Origin of the sequence: Pseudoalteromonas sp. CO342X, from assembly GCF_004208915.1 — a bacterium.
Taxonomy (GTDB): domain Bacteria; phylum Pseudomonadota; class Gammaproteobacteria; order Enterobacterales; family Alteromonadaceae; genus Pseudoalteromonas; species Pseudoalteromonas maricaloris.
Genome location: NZ_SGPH01000010.1, coordinates 168,640 through 186,211, shown reverse-complemented (window position 1 = coordinate 186,211; position 17,572 = coordinate 168,640). Strand labels below are relative to the sequence as shown.

Sequence of the window (17,572 nt, the reverse complement as noted above, 5' to 3'; positions counted from 1 at the left end):
TCTATCTTTAAAATTAATTAAGCACGGAAAAGGACTAAATTAATTTGCGACAGGTGGTGCTCTAATAGACTCGCATACTGAGTTTGAATAAGAATAGGTGGGTTGTGATTGCGCTATGACAAAGCTACTAGCAACCACGAAACGATGAGTTATTGATACAACGCAATCATCTAAGTCAGGGCTGGAGTTAGAATTGTCTAGGTCGACAACGATAGGCGCGATTGAAAGCGTGGTATCACATTTAGCAGCATCGGCCGTTGACACTGTCAACAGACTCAACATACAAAATGTAATCATCCAACGAACTAACCGCATAGTATTCTCACTTCTACTGCCTTACTTTGAGTGTATGGGCAGTTTCTTGCGTTTACAAGTATTATTTCTAATCTATTTACTAAGCATCTAAATATACTAAGGTTAATTTTCATACGCACACTCAGGCACTGTGTGAGCTGAGATGAATTGTTACTAATCTCCTATTTGTAGCGCGTCGTTTAGCGTTATACTAACGCCAACATTTTGGTATGAGCCTTAAATCAAAAGAATTAAAGCATACCAATTTGCTTAATTAAGTGCTCTATTTTGAGGCGAGAAAATCTTGTCGATAACCAGGCGAAGATTTTGCTATTTATTCGTTCTAAATGAGAAATTTTTAACGCAGTTAGCGTCAGATGTGCTCCTTCAAATTGAGCAAGTATTAAGACAAGTTGGTATCACAACACGAGGTGTACAGTGCAACTATCACGCGGTATCGAGTACTTTATTGCTGGTTTTTCTTTAATCACCCAAAAAGGATTAAAACGTTTTGTATTTATTCCTTTAACAATCAATGTACTGTTATTTGGTGCATCACTCTTTTTTCTTTATGACTGGCTGACTCAAGGATTTACTTATCTCAACGGATTATTACCAGATTGGCTCAGTTGGCTGGAATGGCTAATGTGGCCAATTGCTATCTTAGTGATACTTTTCAGTTATAGTATGATTTTCACGGTGATAACCAACTTTATTGCTGCGCCTTTCAATGGCTTACTCTCCGAAAAAGTGGAACTTTACCTAACCAACCAACACATCAATGATGATAAGCTAATTGATACCATAAAAGATGTGCCGCGAATGTTGGGTAGAGAATGGACCAAACTCTGCTATTACCTCCCACGTGCATTTGGCTTTTTCATCTTACTTTGGATACTGCCTATCGTTGGGCAAATTTTATGGATTATGTTTACGTGTTGGATGTACAGCGTACAATATAATGATTATCCGTTTGATAACCATAAAATTCATTTCAAGCAAATGAAAGATGATTTGAAGAGTAAACAAGGGCTGTCTTATGGCTTTGGCTTTGCGGTGTTTGTACTGACCTCAATCCCATTTGTTAACCTCATCGTGATGCCCGTTGCCGTTTGTGGCGCCACTAAATTATGGGTAGAGAACTATCGTCAGCAATATCGCTAAGACGCTCGTATGACTGACATCTAGCTGTCAAAAACTCATGCTTTACTTACTTTTTTGCAAGTATTCAGCGGAGTCGCTATGCGCCTAACATTAGGCCTTATCTGGTTAACGGTATTTTTAACGGGGTGCCAGGCAACAAAACAGTTTGATGTCGGTACACGGCCTCAATTTTTAGTCTCGCAACTTCCAGATGGTGAGCTTAAAGAAAAGCTTGCAAGCTGTTTAGATAAACCAATCAAGCGCACACATTTTTCCATAGGACATCGCGGTGCGCCACTTTTATACCCTGAGCACACCAAAGAATCATATATAGCCGCCGCAAAAATGGGAGCAGGCACGCTCGAATGTGATGTTACTTTTACGAAAGACAAGACTCTCGTTTGCCGCCATGCGCAATGTGACCTTCATGCAACAACCGATATCTTGTTACAGCCTAAGCCTGCTAGGAAGTGTAGACAACCCTTCAGCCCAGCGGATCCAGACTCCGGTAAACTTGCGTCTGCTCAATGCTGCACCTCAGACATTACCTTAGCAGAATTCAAGCAACTAAAAGGAAAAATGGATGGTGTGAATACTCAAGCAACCACAGTAGCGGAGTTTGTCAAAGGCACTCCCAATTGGCGTACAGATCTTTATGCCAGTTCTGGAACCTTAATGACCCACAGCGAAAGCATTACTTTATTTAAGCAGCTGGGTGTAAATATGACACCTGAGTTAAAAGCGCCAGAAGTGCCAATGCCCTTTAATGGGTTAAGCCAAAGTCAGCTCGCGCAAAAAATGTTGGACGAATATACTGAGCACAATGTCCCCCCATCTCAAGTTTTTCCACAATCCTTTTCGTACCAAGATATTCAGTACTGGATAAAACATGCGCCAGAGTTTGCAAACCATGCCGTATTTCTTGATGGTAGAGAAGCTGGCGAACATTTTGATATTAACAAACCAAGTACTTGGCAACCGTCAATGGAAGACTTAGCCAAAAATAAGGTAAAAATTATCGCCCCACCAATTTGGATGCTCATTAGCGAAGATAAAAACGGCGATATCATTTCGTCGCAATACGCCCTCGCCGCTAAACGTGCGGGATTAAAGATAGTTGCTTGGTCTTTAGAGCGCTCAGGCCCTTTAGCGAACGGCGGCGGTTGGTATTATCAATCTGTAAAAAACGCAGTTAAGCATGATGGCGATATACTTAGGGTGTTGGACATATTGGCAAAACAGGTTGGCGTAGTTGCTGTATTTAGTGACTGGCCTGCGACTACCAGCTTTTACGCCAGCTGCATGGGAATTGAGTGATAGGCCAGTAAGAGTTTTAGCTTAGTATGGGTAGAATCCCGTAGTGTAAGTAGAACCCCGCACTAAGTTACGATTTGTAAATGCCATAAAGCAAAAAGCCTCGCGATAGCGAGGCTTTTTAAAGTATGGTGCCCAGAGGCGGAATCGAACCACCGACACGAGGATTTTCAACCCTTAACGCTTGTGCATCTAACATACTGTTTTTACTACACAAACCCACAAAATATTTCCTATAACTTTCGTCTAGTTTAATATTTATGGTTAATTTAGCTAAAATTACTTTGTTTTTAATAGCTTAGAGATTTTAGCTAAACATACAATTCTTAATTTAAAAATAATGCCTTTTTTATGACTACTTTTCAATGCTTTGTTTTTTCTTATCATCTGGCAACTTAGGCGTGACCGGTGTTACTTGTGAGTAACCTCGCCGATAAACACGTTTTGTTGTTGCCACACTTGAGTGGCCCAATAACTCAAATGCCTGAGTGATTGTCTCACACTCACTTGCTGTTTTAGCTCGTAAGTCACGATCCTGAAAGCGCTGCTCTGGTTGTAACCCACCACTTTCGATTGCTGCACGCATCGCTTTGTTCCACGCAGTTCTAAAACCGTCGGGGGTCAATGCTTGTTCCTTTCGTGCATTAGCGCTTGATGCAAAGAAATACCAATGCAATAACGGCGTTCTGTGCTTTCTAGTGGTACGGTAACCATTAATTTGTTTAAGCTCGCTGATGATAAAGCTAAGGTGATCCACCGCTTCGAACTGCAACCGACTACCTGTTTTTGAAGCTTGAACTTTTAGTCCTTTTTCATCATCCCAATCTTTGCTGCTAAGTTTAAGCATATCGGTTTGCCTTAAGCCGGTTGCCAGCTTTAGCGCCACATATAATTGCAGCCATCGAGGGCAATACTTAACAAACACTGCCAATTCATCATCTGTGACTAGCCGATCTCTTGGCTGTTCTGGGTTACGTATAATTCCATGAAATGGTGTGTCGTCAATTACGCCCCAACGCACAGCATGAGACATAATGGTGCTCAGTAACGCAAACTCACGATTGCCTCTTACCGGTGCCCCCTCTCGATTTCTAAGATCGAGATATTGATAGGCATGCCTGGCTCTAAGCACTCTTGGGTTCATATGACCAAAACGCTTCATCAAATGCTTTGACGCACTAATATTACTCTTGTGTGTCGATTCTGCCTTAGTGGGTGAAATCTCTTTGAGATATCGGTCAATCAAGTCATGCATCGTTTGGCACTCAAAATTAATCGATGCGTAAGCGTAGTAATTACGAAAAGCTTCACTCAGCGTTTTACCAAGGCGGATATCTTTCTGACCACTTGCCCTTAAGTAATAGGTATTCCCTTTTTTATTAAAGATCATGCCTCTGGGCAGGTTTGCATTTTCTGCAGAACGTTTTCTTCCCATGACCGCTTACCCCGTGTACAGCTCGTCATCACTAAGCGTAGCCCCATCACGCTTAATTTGACAGCTATCACCAGCGCCAAGCTCTGTTTCAATCGTTTTACGCAAAACTTTAGGCCAGCCAAAGGCATCGAGAGTAAATGGAAGCTGTAATTGGATCAGCTGCTCAACTTGTCTTTTCTTTTGCTTTCGGCCTGTAAGCTCATTCATCTCCTGCTTATTCAAAAATAGTAAGCTATTCATTAAAAAAACCTCAAACTAAGGAAATAATGTAGAACTTATTGTAAGCATTTAAATTTTGTAGGAATAAAAAGCCGCGAATGCGGCCATGGCTTTTTATAGTTGACAATAGGTAAAAAATTTGATCGAATAAGGTATCTAATCCTATTCAGACGTACGAGCTGTACCGTTTAGATAAGAGCTTTGATGTCACTAAAATGGTTCAAATGCTATGCGAAATAAACTACTGACATCAAAGCCCACTCCATAAAGCTTTTACCAAGGAGCACTTGATGCTAAGTGTGTTGAAAAAAACAGTACGAGCTCTTTTCTTGTTTTCAATAACGCTGCTTTCTCTAATTATTCAAGCAGTATTTAAAGCTTTGTTTAACCCAAGTTCAATCGATAAAACTCAACCAATGCGTTCTGACATACATTACGATTATCAAGAAAAAAAAGTATCATCATACGATGATAGCTCAGGGCGTTTCACTAAGTTGTAAGTGCAAAACCTTAGAGTTATATTTTTACATTTGTTTTGGACTTTGAAGAAGCTGCATTTGATATAACCTGATCTTGAACTTGGCTAGCTTGCTTTCCTGAACCCTCAGCAGTACTTCCTCCACTTTTACTCATACCACTACTTCCTATGTCTCCTATCATTGAAGCAACATCGTTTGCCTTTTGTAGCATTAGCCCAATAAGCAATGGAACTGCCAAATAAAGCACTGCAACAATACTGTTCCACAAAAAAATGGTAGTAGATTGCTGTGTTCCCGTCGATATTGGTTGAAAAGCAGCACTCCAAACACCTCCCACCCCCATCAAGTCTAGCACCTTGTTATCTACAAATGAGATAAAAGCCCACCAAACCGTAAGCATCTTAATAAAACAGAGCGCGATGATCGGAACCATAGCTTTGTCTAGCGCGAAACAAGATACCAATCCGTACACTGGCAGCATAATTATTAGGATCATAATAAGTAACGCCTGAATTATAGGGAGGGCTTGTTTTACAACCTGCATTGTAGTTTTTGCTTCGAGCAGCTTTTTACCCGAGCCAAACATACCTAAAATATTGCGAAGTGAGTTCGTCACCCCTTTTTCTGAGTCAAGAAAAGCTGCTGGTGCCGAAACAGAGTCTAACGTGTTCCGCAGGAAATGTCTCAAAGCAGCATCCTCAGCTTCACGGCCTATTTCATCAACACCGAAAATCTTCATCTTGGCCATTATACTGCCCACATGGTCTTTCATTGCACTAAACCAGTCTTCAGCAGTGCAGCTGCCACCATCAAAATCCCTACCTTGCGAGTTTGTTCCATGGCACTTGCGGGTTTCTCTTATGTATTCAATCAGCCTGCTTCTGAGTCCTGTATCAAGATTATCAGTCCCACCTATCCACCATTCATTACAGTAGGGATGACCTTGATTATCCCTAAAGATAGCGTCTCTATTAGGGTTGTATGTAAATTGCTTTACAGGGTGTACAGCTTGAAAGCCGTGGGAGCCATCACCACATGAATTGGCATTTTCGCATTTGGCATACAGGCCCTGAGTCGACAAAAATACTTTTGAGCCTATCCAATTCATATCAGATGGATTCTTTTCTAAAATATTTGTTATAAAACTTGGAACGTCTCCGCTCATACTTTGCTCATATAATCTGCTGTACTTTGATTTTGCAGGCATGAAACATTCATTGGTAAAGCGCCGTACTTCAGCATATAGAGCTGGATCTTGAATAGACGCTGAGTACAAAAGGCTTTCAAACTCTCGGAGATCTTGAACTTCCCTTTTAAGTCCATTTACGCCTTCCACTCCAGCATGCATGATCCCGTTGCTTAGGCTGTAAAAAAAGCTAAAAAGAATAGGTACATCAATGTGGGCTCCTACTATTAACTCTTTGATATCTTTTTGAAAAGCTTCTTCTTTATTGCTTTTCTGGTTTTGCTTTACTTCACTGCTAGGGGCTACAATTTTAAATTGGTTAATACCAACCTTTACAAACGGTGTGTAAAATAAAATCATCACACTAAAGGCTACAATTACCTCTATTGCCGTTCTCCTCCTTGATGCTATAGCAATACTTCCTCCATTTTTTTTGTATTGGTTCAACCAGCTATCCCAAAAAATAACTAAAAATGGTACCGCTATCAATCCAGTACTAACAAGAATGGACCAAAGCATGCTATAAAATTGGAAGCTGATGATGATAAGAAATAACTCTTGTATACTCTGAACGACCATGTACTTACCCCCAAAATGCCAGCAGTACTTCGTTCAAGAAATATATAGAAATTATTTGCTGTCTCAGCGGCTTACATTGTTTTTCGATGGCTTCTTTTGAAATCAGTGGGTTGTGTTGTCTGAGCTGTTCACAAACTTTGTTAGGTAAGTATACAAAGCAATATATCCAAACTAGAAAAGCTCGTAGCACAAAAAATAGTAATGAGTATTCCCTGAAAAAATTTAGCATTGCCGACTGGAGTGAAAGGACATCTGTGTTTAATAATTTGGCGGCTAAGAATAACAAGCACCCAATCATTAGGAATGAAACACCGATAAAAACGACTAAATTTATTGAAAACTTCAAAGAAGTTACTTTGTTTTGCATCTTGTGCACCTTTTGTAGGAATGATGCATTATGCTAACTGTCAAAATTGAGGATAATAAAAAAAGCCGTGGAGGCGTCCAACGGCTTTTCTTTCTAGTTAGGTTTTGAGCTCTATTCAGCAACTCAAACATTTGAAGGTAACTCATCGACCTGGCCAGATCGATTTGCCGACGCCACTTTACGCCATTAGTGACTTGAGTTTTTCGGCTCTGCAGAGATTGAAATGGAGGCCAAGAAACCTTAACCTCCGTAGGCAAGGGTGCGAATCTATGCCTTTAATGACATAGTATCCGAAATGTAATATCGTCTTCAATCTAAATTGATCAAATAAAATAACCAATTACTTCGATTAACCTAACCTAGGCCCCAAAAATGCACATTCCTGCAGAACAAATATACAAAGAAATTAAATCAGAAGATGCTGGCGTTTGGATAGTCCCTGCGAGTAATCAAGAAACCGCTATTCTAATTAAACTTCCAACTAGTGCTGCAAAGTCTTTGATTGCTGGTTCAGAACTAGAATTGTTCGCAGGAATAATCGACAACTATTTGTGTGGTGGGGTAAAGATATTCGATGTGCCCGACGCACCTTTATTCATTTGCAAACCTCAACATCACAAGCAAGCACTTGAAAGTTTAATTAAAATTACAAGTCTAAAAAAATCACCTCTGTTCTTATACAACGAGATGGATATTTGTATAGCTTCGAGTGAAATAAGTTTCCACCATAAAGCCAAGGAGCAGTTAAACGATTATCTAGATTTGAAATACGAATTATCTTTAAGTAAAGATATTCAAAATGCAAATGCTATATCGGATCGGTTTTTAACAAAAATGCAGAACCAAAATGGTAGCATTCTGAGGTTCGAGGTAACTTGTGACCAGTGGGAAAGCTCACCAACCTCTTTTTATGGAGTAAAAAACACATATACTATTTCAATAGATGAACTAAACGAAGGAGAGGTCTTTGAGCGTGCTATATGGGCTTCTCTTGAATCAGTGTTTCCTCTAACATTAACAAAATCACCACAAGTACAAGAAGGTAAAAAAAAACGAGAGTTGACAGATATTGTAGCTTCACATCAATATGGAACATTCCTAATTGAATCCAAAGATCTGTCTGTATTTCAGGCCGGAATGAATAGAACGAGAGAAAGAAGACTAAAAGGAACTCAAAAACAAGCATTGAGAGCGATATCTCAACTTACAGGCGCATCAAAAATGGTTCGAAACGTTAGAAATATAACATCTCTGGATAATTGTAGTGTACCGTTAGTATTGAATCAACCAATGCACTGTATTGCTTTAATAACAGAGATAATGCATGAAGGCGATTGGAGTAAAGTTGTGCAAGCCCTTATTAAAGCGAATAGAGAAACTGGTGAGTTTTTTCACCTGCTGGACTTCAAAGAGTTAATAAACCTGCTCAAATTAAGCAATGGTGATTCGAGATTGTTTGATTATAATTTAATGTTAAGATTTGAAAAGCTAATAAAGCTGAAGTCAATCCACATATCTGCTTGCGCCGATTCAAAAGATCTCACAGAAGATACAATTAAAGCTTGATCACCTACCTCAATTCAAATATTTTATTAGTGTATTTACGCAATTTTGCGTAAACCCTTAACCGACGCAACTAAAGCTCGGTCCCTTGCCTAAGTTACAAGATTTTTCCGGCGTAACTATCTTCAAAATATCACTCTCATGCTTGTAGCATCGAGAGCCAAACTGATTAGCTCAGCCGCCCTTTATTATGTAACAGGGTTTATGAGTCGCCGTCTCTTTTTTCTACTGAAAAAGAGACGGCCGACAAAAACCTGCTACAGCCCTTTATTTATAGGCTATGCCAACTAAATCAGTATTCACGAAATCGCACGAAATTAGCGCTGCGACTCTTTGAAATATGAGCCTGGCTCAAATACCAGCCTTGAATGGGGCTAGGTAAGCGAACGAGTTCCCTTCTCCAAGGCAGTATTTCAAATAACTAACAAACTCCCGTGGGTAACGGTTTATCTACCCTTTGCGCTGGCAAGAACCAGTTCCGATCAAAAGCAAGCAAAGCTTTTAAAAAATTGCGTAACACTTACCAAGTTAAAAAGGGTTGATCGGAGTGAATAAACTGATTGGAGATATATTTTGAGACACGAACGGCAAAACCCAAATTCAAGGAATTTTGGGCTAAGGTCGAGAGACATAAGCAAAGCAGGCCTCAATGCGCTTAAAGAAGATATTAAGTCATTTTCTTCTATATCGACTATGCATGGTCGCTGGAACCGCTTTTGTTCTTGGCTCAAGACTGAACATCAAATAAAAGATATGCGAGATATAACACACGAGCATTTACAGGAATACTCATCTCATCTGAGTGAACGATGCAACCAGCAAAACTTATCAGCTTCAACCGCGCAGAACTACATGAGCGCTGTAAATCGAGTGATGGAAATAGCTCGAGGTGATAGAACAGTCCACGTTGCGCCAGTTGCAGAAGGTAATCTTCCTAAAAGATCGGGGATTGCAAAAACCAATAAAAGCGTTTCTCACGATGTTCATGCAAAGTCGCTGAGTGCTCTAACCCCAAGAACCGCAGCCTTGTTAGAGTTACAACGAGAGCTAGGTTTACGGTTTGAAGAATCTGCGAAGCTAGATGCTCAAAAAGCGCTGCATGAAGCCTTGCAGCTTGGATATATAAACATAAAAGATGGCACTAAAGGCGGAAGGCTGCGAACGGTACCAGTTCAAAATGATGCTCAATTTAAAGCGTTAAGACTTGCTACAACATTTCAAAATGGAAGAAGTATGATCGCACCAGGTCAAAGCTATAAACAATTCAAGCAAGACGCATACAACGAATTAAAATCACTTGATATAACATTCCATGCAGAACGCCATCACTATGCACAAACGCGTTATCATACATTGAGCAATATTGCTTGCCCTGCCGCTAGCGGCATTAAGCACGGCTTTGAACACTACCGCTACATAGCTAACACTCTAAACATTTCTCTCAAAGAAGCCAAAGATTTAGACCATCATGCAAGAATGCAGGTATCGCAAGAGCTTGGCCACGGTCGTATCGATGTAACAAACAGCTACCTAGGTTAAGTTATGAGTCAAATGAAAAAGTGGATAAAAGAAAGAACCCATGTCTACGTTCGACACGGCGGCAAAACCGCACGGCGAGCAATGGTGAAAAGGTTAATCAACATCCTTGAAAATATCGCGCAAAACGAAAAAGGTGTTAAATCTCCGCCTCAAGTCGGCCGAGCACATATTCATCGATATTATGCTAGGCACTCCCATCTAAGCTCAACGACACTGCGCGATCACCGGCTGGCAGTAGAACTGCTTTGGGAGCTGCTGAATAGAACCAACAAACCACCTTTCCCTCTTATCTAGAACGGAATAGTCACCATTGAGCTCGAGCGTAGCTAAAAAGTTGCTTGTTAGACTGGTTGGTTTATCAGGGGGCTAGCAGCATTATCGGTATTACTATCGATATGTGTCAGCCCAAGCTTATTGCGCTATAGCACCATTGTTGAAAGGGCTAACCATCAAGGGGCTCACCCCTTAATAATCCCATTGTTTATTCAATCACACCGTTCCATCTTGATTGCGGAGTCAAAATACTCGTTTTTCTATCTACAAACTCATTTTAAGCTTAACAAATAAAAATATTTATTAAGGCGGAGCCAACTCTCAACCAACTCATATGCAAATATAGCGATTGTGTGGCAACGTGGGGGCAGCTTGCGTCCCCAGTTGTCTACATGAGCGTACTCAAACGTTCAATTACAAGTCACTTTCTTCAGCTCGCTTCTGTGCTAGCTCTAGTACATCATCATATGAGTAAGCTGAGGTATAAAAAGCGTGCTCCCAATGAGGTGGAACTTCATTCATGAAAATCTCGTATCCATGCTCTTCTAACAATGTAAGCAAATGCCCTCTTTGGCTTCTGGAAATTGACCCATTCCAGTAGATCCCATTCTCTTCAATATCGTTAATCGCCGCGTCTAATAGATGTTTTCTCGCATTTTCTTTTAAATTCATAACAGCCTCGCTATAAAGTGATTTGTGTTTAACTTAATTACATGCAGGTACAAACAGCCAAATTCAAGGCATAAAAGTGCCCTAAATCAGATGAACTAATTTGTGAAGTAAAAAGCCCGAAAGCTTGGTTTCTAGTTGTGAGTAGATCTCACTGGCATGACAAAGCCAAAGGTTTTGTTTGATGACGCGATGACCGATGTCTCGCTTTTGCTGGAATCGTTTTTAGAGTGTCATAACACACAGAACGTCAACAATTGATTCTCCCCTCTTTGCTTCGTGGAATGACGTGGTTTATCAGGTACTTTTCAAGCATATTTTTTCTTTGTGCTAGATAAGAAATATGCAAAAATCAAATATATATAAATGTTCAAATCGCGATAGGGTAGATGACAAACTTAAACAAATGGGGTGAGTTATACGACATTTATAAGGAAACACACCGTTCAAGAATTGTAAAATCTCTTTATAGACACAAACCGATAAGCAAGACATGGCCATACTTTCTTGCATTTTTCATGTACCTTACAGTCTCTGTGGGCGCTTTTTTCTTAGGGAGAGACTCTAATTGGTCGCTATTTTTGGTCGCTTTAGCTGCTATTATCCTCTATGTTTGGTTAGAGCTTAGAATTCAGAATGAATACAAGAATTATTATGTTACCCATAATCTAAAGTCTCACCCTTTTATCTTGAGGACGAGATATTTAAGATATATCCTTTTTGCTGAACAACTTACTAAAAGAAAAACTTTTACTCCAGCATCTGTAGAAAAGCTCATCGAGTGGGAGGGGGTACGTAAAGAAAAATTAGAAACTAACGGCATATTCAACGCTCCAATTTTATTAATATTTTTCACTACTTTGGCAAGCTTAACAGTAGAGTACTTAAAGCAGGAAAAGCTTGTATCTTCCCAACTTATATATATAGTAGTTTTTTCTGTGGCATTCGTCGTTTGGTTTTTATGGACACTATCAGACTTATTACAAAGCCATAAGAAGAAATGCCTGGAGATTTGCCGATTTTTGAAGTGGTGGAAATTAGATTGTTAATTGATATTTGCTTATGGGCTCAGTAATGGTTGTCCTCTCACCAGTCATAAAAGAGTGACAACCCTAGAATACCCACAACAAAATAATCAAAAGGCACTCAAAAAACATAACATTTTATAGTTTTTTGGACTAATACTATTTGTTTTAACAATTTATAAAAACTTGAAAAGTCGATAGCATTTTTCTTGGCTTGTACGATATGCTTCGAGAAAGTATCTTTACTAAGATCTACATTCTAGAGCGTAATTGTCACGATTGAGCCGGAGCGAAGCCGAAAAATTGCTTGTTAGATTAATTGGTTTATCAGAGGCTGGCAGCAGCATTACTATAAATACGTGCGAGCCCAAATTTATAGCGCTATAGCACCACCGCTGAAAGGGTTAATCATCAAGGGGCACAACCCATAATAATTCCTCAATATTAGCCATGATCACAATATGATTTTTCTAGAGATTCTCTAAGTATATCAAGAGTGAAGGTACTGTTTGATGTTTTCAATCTGCAAACTCCGGTTTTCGTAATTTCTCCAGAAACAATTAAACTATCAAAACATGCTTCAAACTTAATGCTATCTACTAAATAGCGCTTATCTCTTACCAAACTAGAAAATGCCTCTTTAACATCTTTAGTTCCCGTAACAGACACCTTTGCTGTTGAGTTTTGCGATGTTCTAATGCCATATGAAGATATCTGCAGTAATTTGACATCTGTGGCACTTTCTTCAATAAGAGTAAGCCATTTTTCTAGGGATATATTTAACTCCGATATAACCAAACCGAGACCTGTAATCTCATGAAGTTTATTGATAAATTTTCTGAGGGAGCGCGGAGGATCTAAGATTACTAAATAGTTAGAATCGGAATGCCAATTGAAGTGACAAGTATAGTAACTAATTGATTCAACTTCTGCGGTACCGCCAAAAGGATCTTCAATAACAGTCTTTTGGATAATTCTTTCAATATACTTACCAACTAATTTGGTAGAAGTAGAAGCTGATAGCAAGTAGCCATTCCCCAAGTTTTCACTATATTGATTTTCCTTCATTTTTTTTGCGAGCAGGCCAATAGGTATCGGAAGCTCTGAATATAACCACTTTGCCTTTATCATTTTTAAACTCCGTATTTGCTTACCGCAAATTTAACAGCGTTCTCAGATGTATCCCTCAGCTTCATATTATACTTTTCATTTTCATGCGGCGTTGCTGCTTTCCTAGTGACATTATAATCTTGAGTTCGACTGTTGTACGGGTAAGTTCCCCTTACTGTGTACATAAAATCTTTGCATATTTTTGGATTGCCAAACTGGGCTTCAAATTCGACTTTAGCTCCCTCAAAAGCAGTATCTATAGCCGTCCAAATAATTCTATATATGTAAAAGCCTTTTTTATGCAGTTGTTTGAATTCACTTGACTCTAATACTCCTGCCCCAGCTAACGCTGCTTTGTTAATGTATGAAGCCAGCCTTGCTTCCGAGTCCCCATCATCATTTAACTCGTCTAGTTTGTCCTGTTCTAAGTGGTACACGTCTACATTTGTGACTGTATCAAAATTAAAACCAGGGACATTCCTTATCAAATAATCAAAGAAGCCACTTCTTACTTCAGCATCCGTTAGCGCCTCGAGAGATATAACAAGTTCTTCAAGTTCAGTGCCAGTATCTTTATTTACCTGTTCTGCCAACGCTTTCTTCAGCTGTCCAGTAATCTCCTTCGCCTTCTTCGTCGATGGATATTTCATGACAACCCCATCAGCTCCTTGCTCAATTTGAATTTCACATGTCTTTACTGTGCGTTGGCGCAACTCTGTTTTCGTGAAATCATGATCCACATATGTAACTTTCAGCGTTGTCGTGTTTCCCAACTTTGTGACTTTGACCGAATCGTCACTACCCGATGTAACTTGAGCCTTTACAGCATCACAAGCAATTTTTATCTGGGGAAGCTCCACATCCCCTTTAAGCTTAGAGTGAGTTGTCTTATCCTTTTTATTAGGGTTTTCCAACAACTTTCCAATCCATTTAAAGTCTTCATAGCCCATTGTTAAAGAACATATTTTTTCAATAAGCTGCTGTTTTGGCGCATTGTTTGACACTAATACTCCACGCTTACGTAGAAAACTAACCAACTCACACTGGGTGACCTTTTTATGTTTTAAAGCGTCATAAATATTCTTATCTGTGGGGATATAAATAGATGGGCCTGCAGTTTTAGACATCTTCGCGCATTCCTATTTCCATAGGGTTAAAAGTCGTTGTGAAATTAGTTATTTGCTCCGCTTGAATACTTTCCATTTGTTCCCTTCTTCCTTCATCATTTCCCCACATTTTCAGGTATTCATGCTTAGCCTTTTCAAAGTTAGTTGGGGCATGAGTACTTGCACCAGTAAACCGAATTCTTATCGTGTAATCTCCACTAAACATCTGATAATGAGACATAGCGTCAATAAGATAAATAAATTCCTCTACAGACTCACCAGATTGATGGTAGTAGATAACAAAGCCACTTTTAAAATCATCATTACCTCGATGCTTTACAATAAGCCAAGGCGAAGTGAGGGCCTCAATCGTTGCTGGCTTACCCCATTCATCGCCACACCGACGAGAACGGATTAAATCCGGATAAAAAAATGTATAATCTTTAGGGCCGGGGAATGAATCGTCAGCCTTGAGCATCTTCATATCGCTAACGACATCACACAACCTCTGAATTAAATTCGGACCCATTATTATCAGCTCATTTTCCTCAGCAATAGTGATTTCTTTGTACTCAACACTTTCTACCAATTCATGGAAATCTTTATCATATTTAGAATCATGGTTATAAATGAATAACAGCCCTGATACATCACCAAACCCAACATCGTCTAATAAAAATTTATCTTGCCAGCTCGCACTTATATTTGCGCACTCTACAGATAAAGCGAGACTTTTTAGTGCTTTAGTTAAACTTGGCCTGGATATACTCCCAGCTGCATAGCTCTTTAGATCGGTGTTTAAATATTTGGTATATCCGGAGTAAGGATCGTCATAATGAAATACGACGTCTGAAGGGTGAGTCTTTTTACAATGATGGTCTGATTCGCAACTCCAGTCCACATCTTTTGGTTTACAGGTGTCCCATTTAAACCATTTGAAAATGTCGTTAGATACAATTTTTGCAAGTTTCTCTATATTACCAGTTTCAGACATACCCCCCCCTATTCCATATCCTTATGTTCGATAATCAAGCATCGAACGCACTCTTTTTATACTATTTCAGGCTACCCCTTTACACAAGTAAAATATAATACGCTGATATTGATAGTATTTCTGTCAAGGGGTTGGTGCGGCCCGCAGGCGCTTGCGCCGAGGACTCGGCCCCTTGATAGAAAAGAAAAGTACATAAGCTTGAACAAAGGAGCTTGGTTAAGGACGAAGTCCTGCCACGCTCCTGACGTCAGAGGGCGACTCGTTCCCCCTAGAAGGGGGCGGAGGGGGTTGATACTGGCCCCTGCTGAAAGCAGGAATTGGCCAGACACTATATACACAGCTTGCTGTGTGTAATAAGTAATATTTGTATATATTAGAACAAAGATAATATTGCACTTTAACAAGCCTACTTGGCACTTTATAAAAAAAAGCCTTGCACTTTATATGTATAACTATGTTGCCACTCTAAATTCACGAGTATATCTTATTTGAATTCCTTTATTTCTTACTAGGCAACCAGCTTAAAAGGAGTCTTGTGTGAGCCCTCTCACGCGTTCAAAGACGACAAAAACCGAACACATGCTCGGGGGAAGATAAAAGTGAAAAGCCTATTAAAGTCAATGAGGGGGGGCTATAACGCCAGAGAATTTACGCAGCATTGCGATTTCTCTATTTACAAGCTCTTTAAAGTCAGAAGGAGTTATAAATTGAGTCTCAGGGCCTAGACTAGCAAGCACGCGTTGTTGAGCAATAGAGCGTTGTTCATGCCTAGATTTACCAGTCAATTGCCTCGTTATTTTTTTCTTGGATACCTCTAATTGTCGACGTTCAAATGCTTTCCGTCTCCACATCTGACGGCGTTCGATACGTAATTTGGTGATCGACATTCGACCAACTTCTTCCGGTGTTTTACCCGCTAGTAATGCATCATGTTTATAACGGCCAAGACGTTTAGCTTGTTCCTTCTCAACAGTTTCATTAGTAACGCCAGCTGCATTAAAAAACAACGTTGTCGCTTCAAAATATTTATCAATCCACTGACCCGATTCATTATCCCAAACTTGCCACGCTCTATCCGCTTTGATCCAATTCATATCAACCATATCTTTAAGTGCTCTACTGGCTCTCGATATAGACACTTTTGGAGTGTACGAGGGATCTTCTTTTATTTTTCTAAGCTCTGCATCTGAAATAGTAGTGAGGCCAGCGGCATCCGAAGCATTTCTAAGGGAGATTTCGATTTGGTGAGTAGCAAGGTTTACATGCTCACAAAATACTGCATGTAAGGCATTGATTGCATTAACACGATCTTGATAAAAATGTTTCCTACGCCCATTCCAGGAGCGGGCAAGCATAGCAACATCTGAACGAGTCACATCACGGGCTTGTGATTGGTCAACCAGTCTTTTTATAAAAACCAAGCGGTTAACGTGCGACTTGGGCACATCATATGAAGGGGCTTTGTTTTTACATCGAGTACTGTGAAGCCCACGACCGCGCTTTGATTCAAGTTTATTATCTTGAGTACCAAATAAATTTTCTCTACTCAACTCATTTTCGACAGGAACGTCGTCAGCAAATTTTTAACTACCTACTAGACACAGGATTACCCTACAGCTAAGATAGCCATATAAACACGTTCAATGTTTATTAAAGCCGCGTTAGAAACTTAAGTCGCCAAACTTAATCGAGTTTCTGTATCGCGGTTTTTTGCTTTCTGGCGTTCGCTAAATCGCCTCCGTCATGCGCGACGAAGCTATAGATTTTGTAGGAAATGGGTGTTTTTGTAGGAAACGGTAATTCTAAAATGCGCTGTAAGCGAGAGGGGATGGTGCCCAGAGGCGGAATCGAACCACCGACACGAGGATTTTCAATCCTCTGCTCTACCGACTGAGCTATCTGGGCAAATTTTTTCTAGTATCTAAATCCTTAAAAGGATTTTCAATAAAACTCCAAACGGCTCTACCGACTGAGCTATTTGGGCAAATTTTTCAGTATCTAAATAACTAAGCTATCTAGAAAACACAGGCTAACGCCTAAATAAAGTGGTGCCGACTATCCGAGTCGAACGGATGACCTACTGATTACAAGTCAGTTGCTCTACCAACTGAGCTAAGTCGGCACACTAAATTATTGGTGCCCAGAGGCGGAATCGAACCACCGACACGAGGATTTTCAATCCTCTGCTCTACCGACTGAGCTATCTGGGCAAATCTTTTTTAATGTCTAGGAAACTCTTCTTACTAAGCTAACTAGAAATTATTGGCTGACGCCTAA

Annotated in this window: 17 protein-coding genes and 3 tRNA genes; 7 read left to right on the top strand and 13 right to left on the bottom strand. The window is 39.9% G+C overall.

All coding sequences use genetic code 11. From position 1 onward, the window contains the following. Positions 1-39: 39 nt before the first annotated feature. Positions 40-315 (bottom strand): hypothetical protein, encoded by a 276-nt coding sequence (locus EXT47_RS02845; RefSeq protein ID WP_084204220.1) that lies wholly within the window; start codon positions 313-315, stop codon positions 40-42. A 417-nt stretch (positions 316-732) separates the two neighbouring features. Here EXT47_RS02845 and cysZ point away from each other — a divergent pair, with 417 nt between their 5' ends. Together cysZ and EXT47_RS02830 are read left to right on the top strand one after the other, a co-directional pair. Further along, positions 733-1,458, top strand: coding sequence for a sulfate transporter CysZ (gene cysZ, locus EXT47_RS02835; RefSeq protein WP_039493825.1), 726 nt, complete (start codon positions 733-735; stop codon positions 1,456-1,458). A 78-nt stretch (positions 1,459-1,536) separates the two neighbouring features. Continuing rightward, complete coding sequence (locus EXT47_RS02830; RefSeq protein ID WP_130125850.1) at positions 1,537-2,754, top strand: glycerophosphodiester phosphodiesterase family protein; 1,218 nt, start codon at positions 1,537-1,539, stop codon at positions 2,752-2,754. A 352-nt stretch (positions 2,755-3,106) separates the two neighbouring features. Here EXT47_RS02830 and EXT47_RS02825 read toward each other — a convergent pair whose 3' ends face one another. Together EXT47_RS02825 and EXT47_RS02820 are read right to left on the bottom strand one after the other, a co-directional pair. Next, a complete protein-coding gene (locus EXT47_RS02825) occupies positions 3,107-4,186 on the bottom strand; it encodes a tyrosine-type recombinase/integrase (protein ID WP_130125849.1) in 1,080 nt (359 codons plus the stop codon). Between the two features lie 6 nt (positions 4,187-4,192). Continuing rightward, complete coding sequence (locus EXT47_RS02820; RefSeq protein WP_130125848.1) at positions 4,193-4,426, bottom strand: DUF4224 domain-containing protein; 234 nt, start codon at positions 4,424-4,426, stop codon at positions 4,193-4,195. Positions 4,427-4,695: 269 nt separating this feature from the next. Here EXT47_RS02820 and EXT47_RS02815 point away from each other — a divergent pair, with 269 nt between their 5' ends. Further along, positions 4,696-4,905 carry a hypothetical protein gene (locus tag EXT47_RS02815; protein WP_130125847.1) on the top strand — a complete coding sequence of 70 codons (210 nt, stop codon included), beginning with the start codon at positions 4,696-4,698 and terminating at the stop codon, positions 4,903-4,905. 16 nt (positions 4,906-4,921) lie between these two features. Here the strand turns inward: EXT47_RS02815 and EXT47_RS02810 are convergent, their stop codons facing one another. After that, positions 4,922-6,649, bottom strand: a complete 1,728-nt coding sequence (locus EXT47_RS02810; protein WP_130125846.1) for a conjugal transfer protein TraG N-terminal domain-containing protein — start codon at positions 6,647-6,649, stop codon at positions 4,922-4,924. A 4-nt stretch (positions 6,650-6,653) separates the two neighbouring features. Then, positions 6,654-7,016, bottom strand: a complete 363-nt coding sequence (locus tag EXT47_RS02805; RefSeq protein ID WP_130125845.1) for a hypothetical protein — start codon at positions 7,014-7,016, stop codon at positions 6,654-6,656. A gap of 372 nt (positions 7,017-7,388) precedes the next feature. On the opposite strand from EXT47_RS02805, the gene EXT47_RS02800 reads away from it, so the two are divergent. The 3 genes from EXT47_RS02800 to EXT47_RS02790 all read left to right on the top strand — a co-directional run bounded on the left by EXT47_RS02800 (position 7,389) and on the right by EXT47_RS02790 (position 10,412). Further along, positions 7,389-8,582 carry a hypothetical protein gene (locus EXT47_RS02800; RefSeq protein WP_130125844.1) on the top strand — a complete coding sequence of 398 codons (1,194 nt, stop codon included), beginning with the start codon at positions 7,389-7,391 and terminating at the stop codon, positions 8,580-8,582. A 570-nt stretch (positions 8,583-9,152) separates the two neighbouring features. Then, complete coding sequence (locus EXT47_RS02795) at positions 9,153-10,118, top strand: integrase domain-containing protein (RefSeq protein ID WP_205991246.1); 966 nt, start codon at positions 9,153-9,155, stop codon at positions 10,116-10,118. A 3-nt stretch (positions 10,119-10,121) separates the two neighbouring features. Further along, entirely contained in the window at positions 10,122-10,412 is a 291-nt protein-coding gene (locus EXT47_RS02790) for a hypothetical protein (RefSeq protein WP_130125843.1), read from the top strand. A gap of 393 nt (positions 10,413-10,805) precedes the next feature. On the opposite strand, the gene EXT47_RS02785 is transcribed toward EXT47_RS02790, so the two are convergent. Then, complete coding sequence (locus EXT47_RS02785) at positions 10,806-11,063, bottom strand: hypothetical protein (protein WP_130125842.1); 258 nt, start codon at positions 11,061-11,063, stop codon at positions 10,806-10,808. Positions 11,064-11,449: 386 nt separating this feature from the next. Here EXT47_RS02785 and EXT47_RS02780 point away from each other — a divergent pair, with 386 nt between their 5' ends. Then, positions 11,450-12,109 (top strand): hypothetical protein, encoded by a 660-nt coding sequence (locus tag EXT47_RS02780; protein ID WP_130125841.1) that lies wholly within the window; start codon positions 11,450-11,452, stop codon positions 12,107-12,109. A 420-nt stretch (positions 12,110-12,529) separates the two neighbouring features. Here EXT47_RS02780 and EXT47_RS02775 read toward each other — a convergent pair whose 3' ends face one another. The 7 genes from EXT47_RS02775 to EXT47_RS02745 form a co-directional block, all read right to left on the bottom strand. Beyond that, positions 12,530-13,216 (bottom strand): hypothetical protein, encoded by a 687-nt coding sequence (locus tag EXT47_RS02775; RefSeq protein ID WP_130125840.1) that lies wholly within the window; start codon positions 13,214-13,216, stop codon positions 12,530-12,532. A gap of 2 nt (positions 13,217-13,218) precedes the next feature. After that, positions 13,219-14,322: a hypothetical protein gene (locus EXT47_RS02770; RefSeq protein WP_130125839.1), complete on the bottom strand. Its 1,104-nt coding sequence runs from the start codon at positions 14,320-14,322 to the stop codon at positions 13,219-13,221. After that, on the bottom strand, positions 14,315-15,295 hold the full coding sequence (locus tag EXT47_RS02765) for a hypothetical protein (protein ID WP_130125838.1): 981 nt from the start codon (positions 15,293-15,295) through the stop codon (positions 14,315-14,317). Before EXT47_RS02765 ends, EXT47_RS02770 begins: the two co-directional genes overlap by 8 nt. A gap of 617 nt (positions 15,296-15,912) precedes the next feature. Beyond that, on the bottom strand, positions 15,913-16,845 hold the full coding sequence (repA, locus tag EXT47_RS02760) for a plasmid replication initiator RepA (RefSeq protein WP_130125837.1): 933 nt from the start codon (positions 16,843-16,845) through the stop codon (positions 15,913-15,915). Positions 16,846-17,124: 279 nt separating this feature from the next. After that, a tRNA-Phe gene (locus EXT47_RS02755) sits at positions 17,125-17,200 on the bottom strand. A 141-nt stretch (positions 17,201-17,341) separates the two neighbouring features. Next, positions 17,342-17,417, bottom strand: a tRNA-Thr gene (locus EXT47_RS02750). Between the two features lie 12 nt (positions 17,418-17,429). Continuing rightward, positions 17,430-17,505: transfer RNA gene (locus tag EXT47_RS02745), tRNA-Phe, on the bottom strand. Positions 17,506-17,572 lie beyond the last annotated feature (67 nt).

Coding starts and splice junctions, on each gene's coding strand:
- EXT47_RS02845 (WP_084204220.1), bottom strand. CDS start 315: ATGCGGTTAGTTCGTTGGATGATTACATTTTGTATGTTGAGTCTGTTG.
- EXT47_RS02830 (WP_130125850.1), top strand. CDS start 1,537: ATGCGCCTAACATTAGGCCTTATCTGGTTAACGGTATTTTTAACGGGG.
- EXT47_RS02825 (WP_130125849.1), bottom strand. CDS start 4,186: ATGGGAAGAAAACGTTCTGCAGAAAATGCAAACCTGCCCAGAGGCATG.
- EXT47_RS02820 (WP_130125848.1), bottom strand. CDS start 4,426: ATGAATAGCTTACTATTTTTGAATAAGCAGGAGATGAATGAGCTTACA.
- EXT47_RS02815 (WP_130125847.1), top strand. CDS start 4,696: ATGCTAAGTGTGTTGAAAAAAACAGTACGAGCTCTTTTCTTGTTTTCA.
- EXT47_RS02810 (WP_130125846.1), bottom strand. CDS start 6,649: ATGGTCGTTCAGAGTATACAAGAGTTATTTCTTATCATCATCAGCTTC.
- EXT47_RS02805 (WP_130125845.1), bottom strand. CDS start 7,016: ATGCAAAACAAAGTAACTTCTTTGAAGTTTTCAATAAATTTAGTCGTT.
- EXT47_RS02800 (WP_130125844.1), top strand. CDS start 7,389: ATGCACATTCCTGCAGAACAAATATACAAAGAAATTAAATCAGAAGAT.
- EXT47_RS02790 (WP_130125843.1), top strand. CDS start 10,122: ATGAGTCAAATGAAAAAGTGGATAAAAGAAAGAACCCATGTCTACGTT.
- EXT47_RS02785 (WP_130125842.1), bottom strand. CDS start 11,063: ATGAATTTAAAAGAAAATGCGAGAAAACATCTATTAGACGCGGCGATT.
- EXT47_RS02780 (WP_130125841.1), top strand. CDS start 11,450: ATGACAAACTTAAACAAATGGGGTGAGTTATACGACATTTATAAGGAA.
- EXT47_RS02775 (WP_130125840.1), bottom strand. CDS start 13,216: ATGATAAAGGCAAAGTGGTTATATTCAGAGCTTCCGATACCTATTGGC.
- EXT47_RS02770 (WP_130125839.1), bottom strand. CDS start 14,322: ATGTCTAAAACTGCAGGCCCATCTATTTATATCCCCACAGATAAGAAT.
- EXT47_RS02765 (WP_130125838.1), bottom strand. CDS start 15,295: ATGTCTGAAACTGGTAATATAGAGAAACTTGCAAAAATTGTATCTAAC.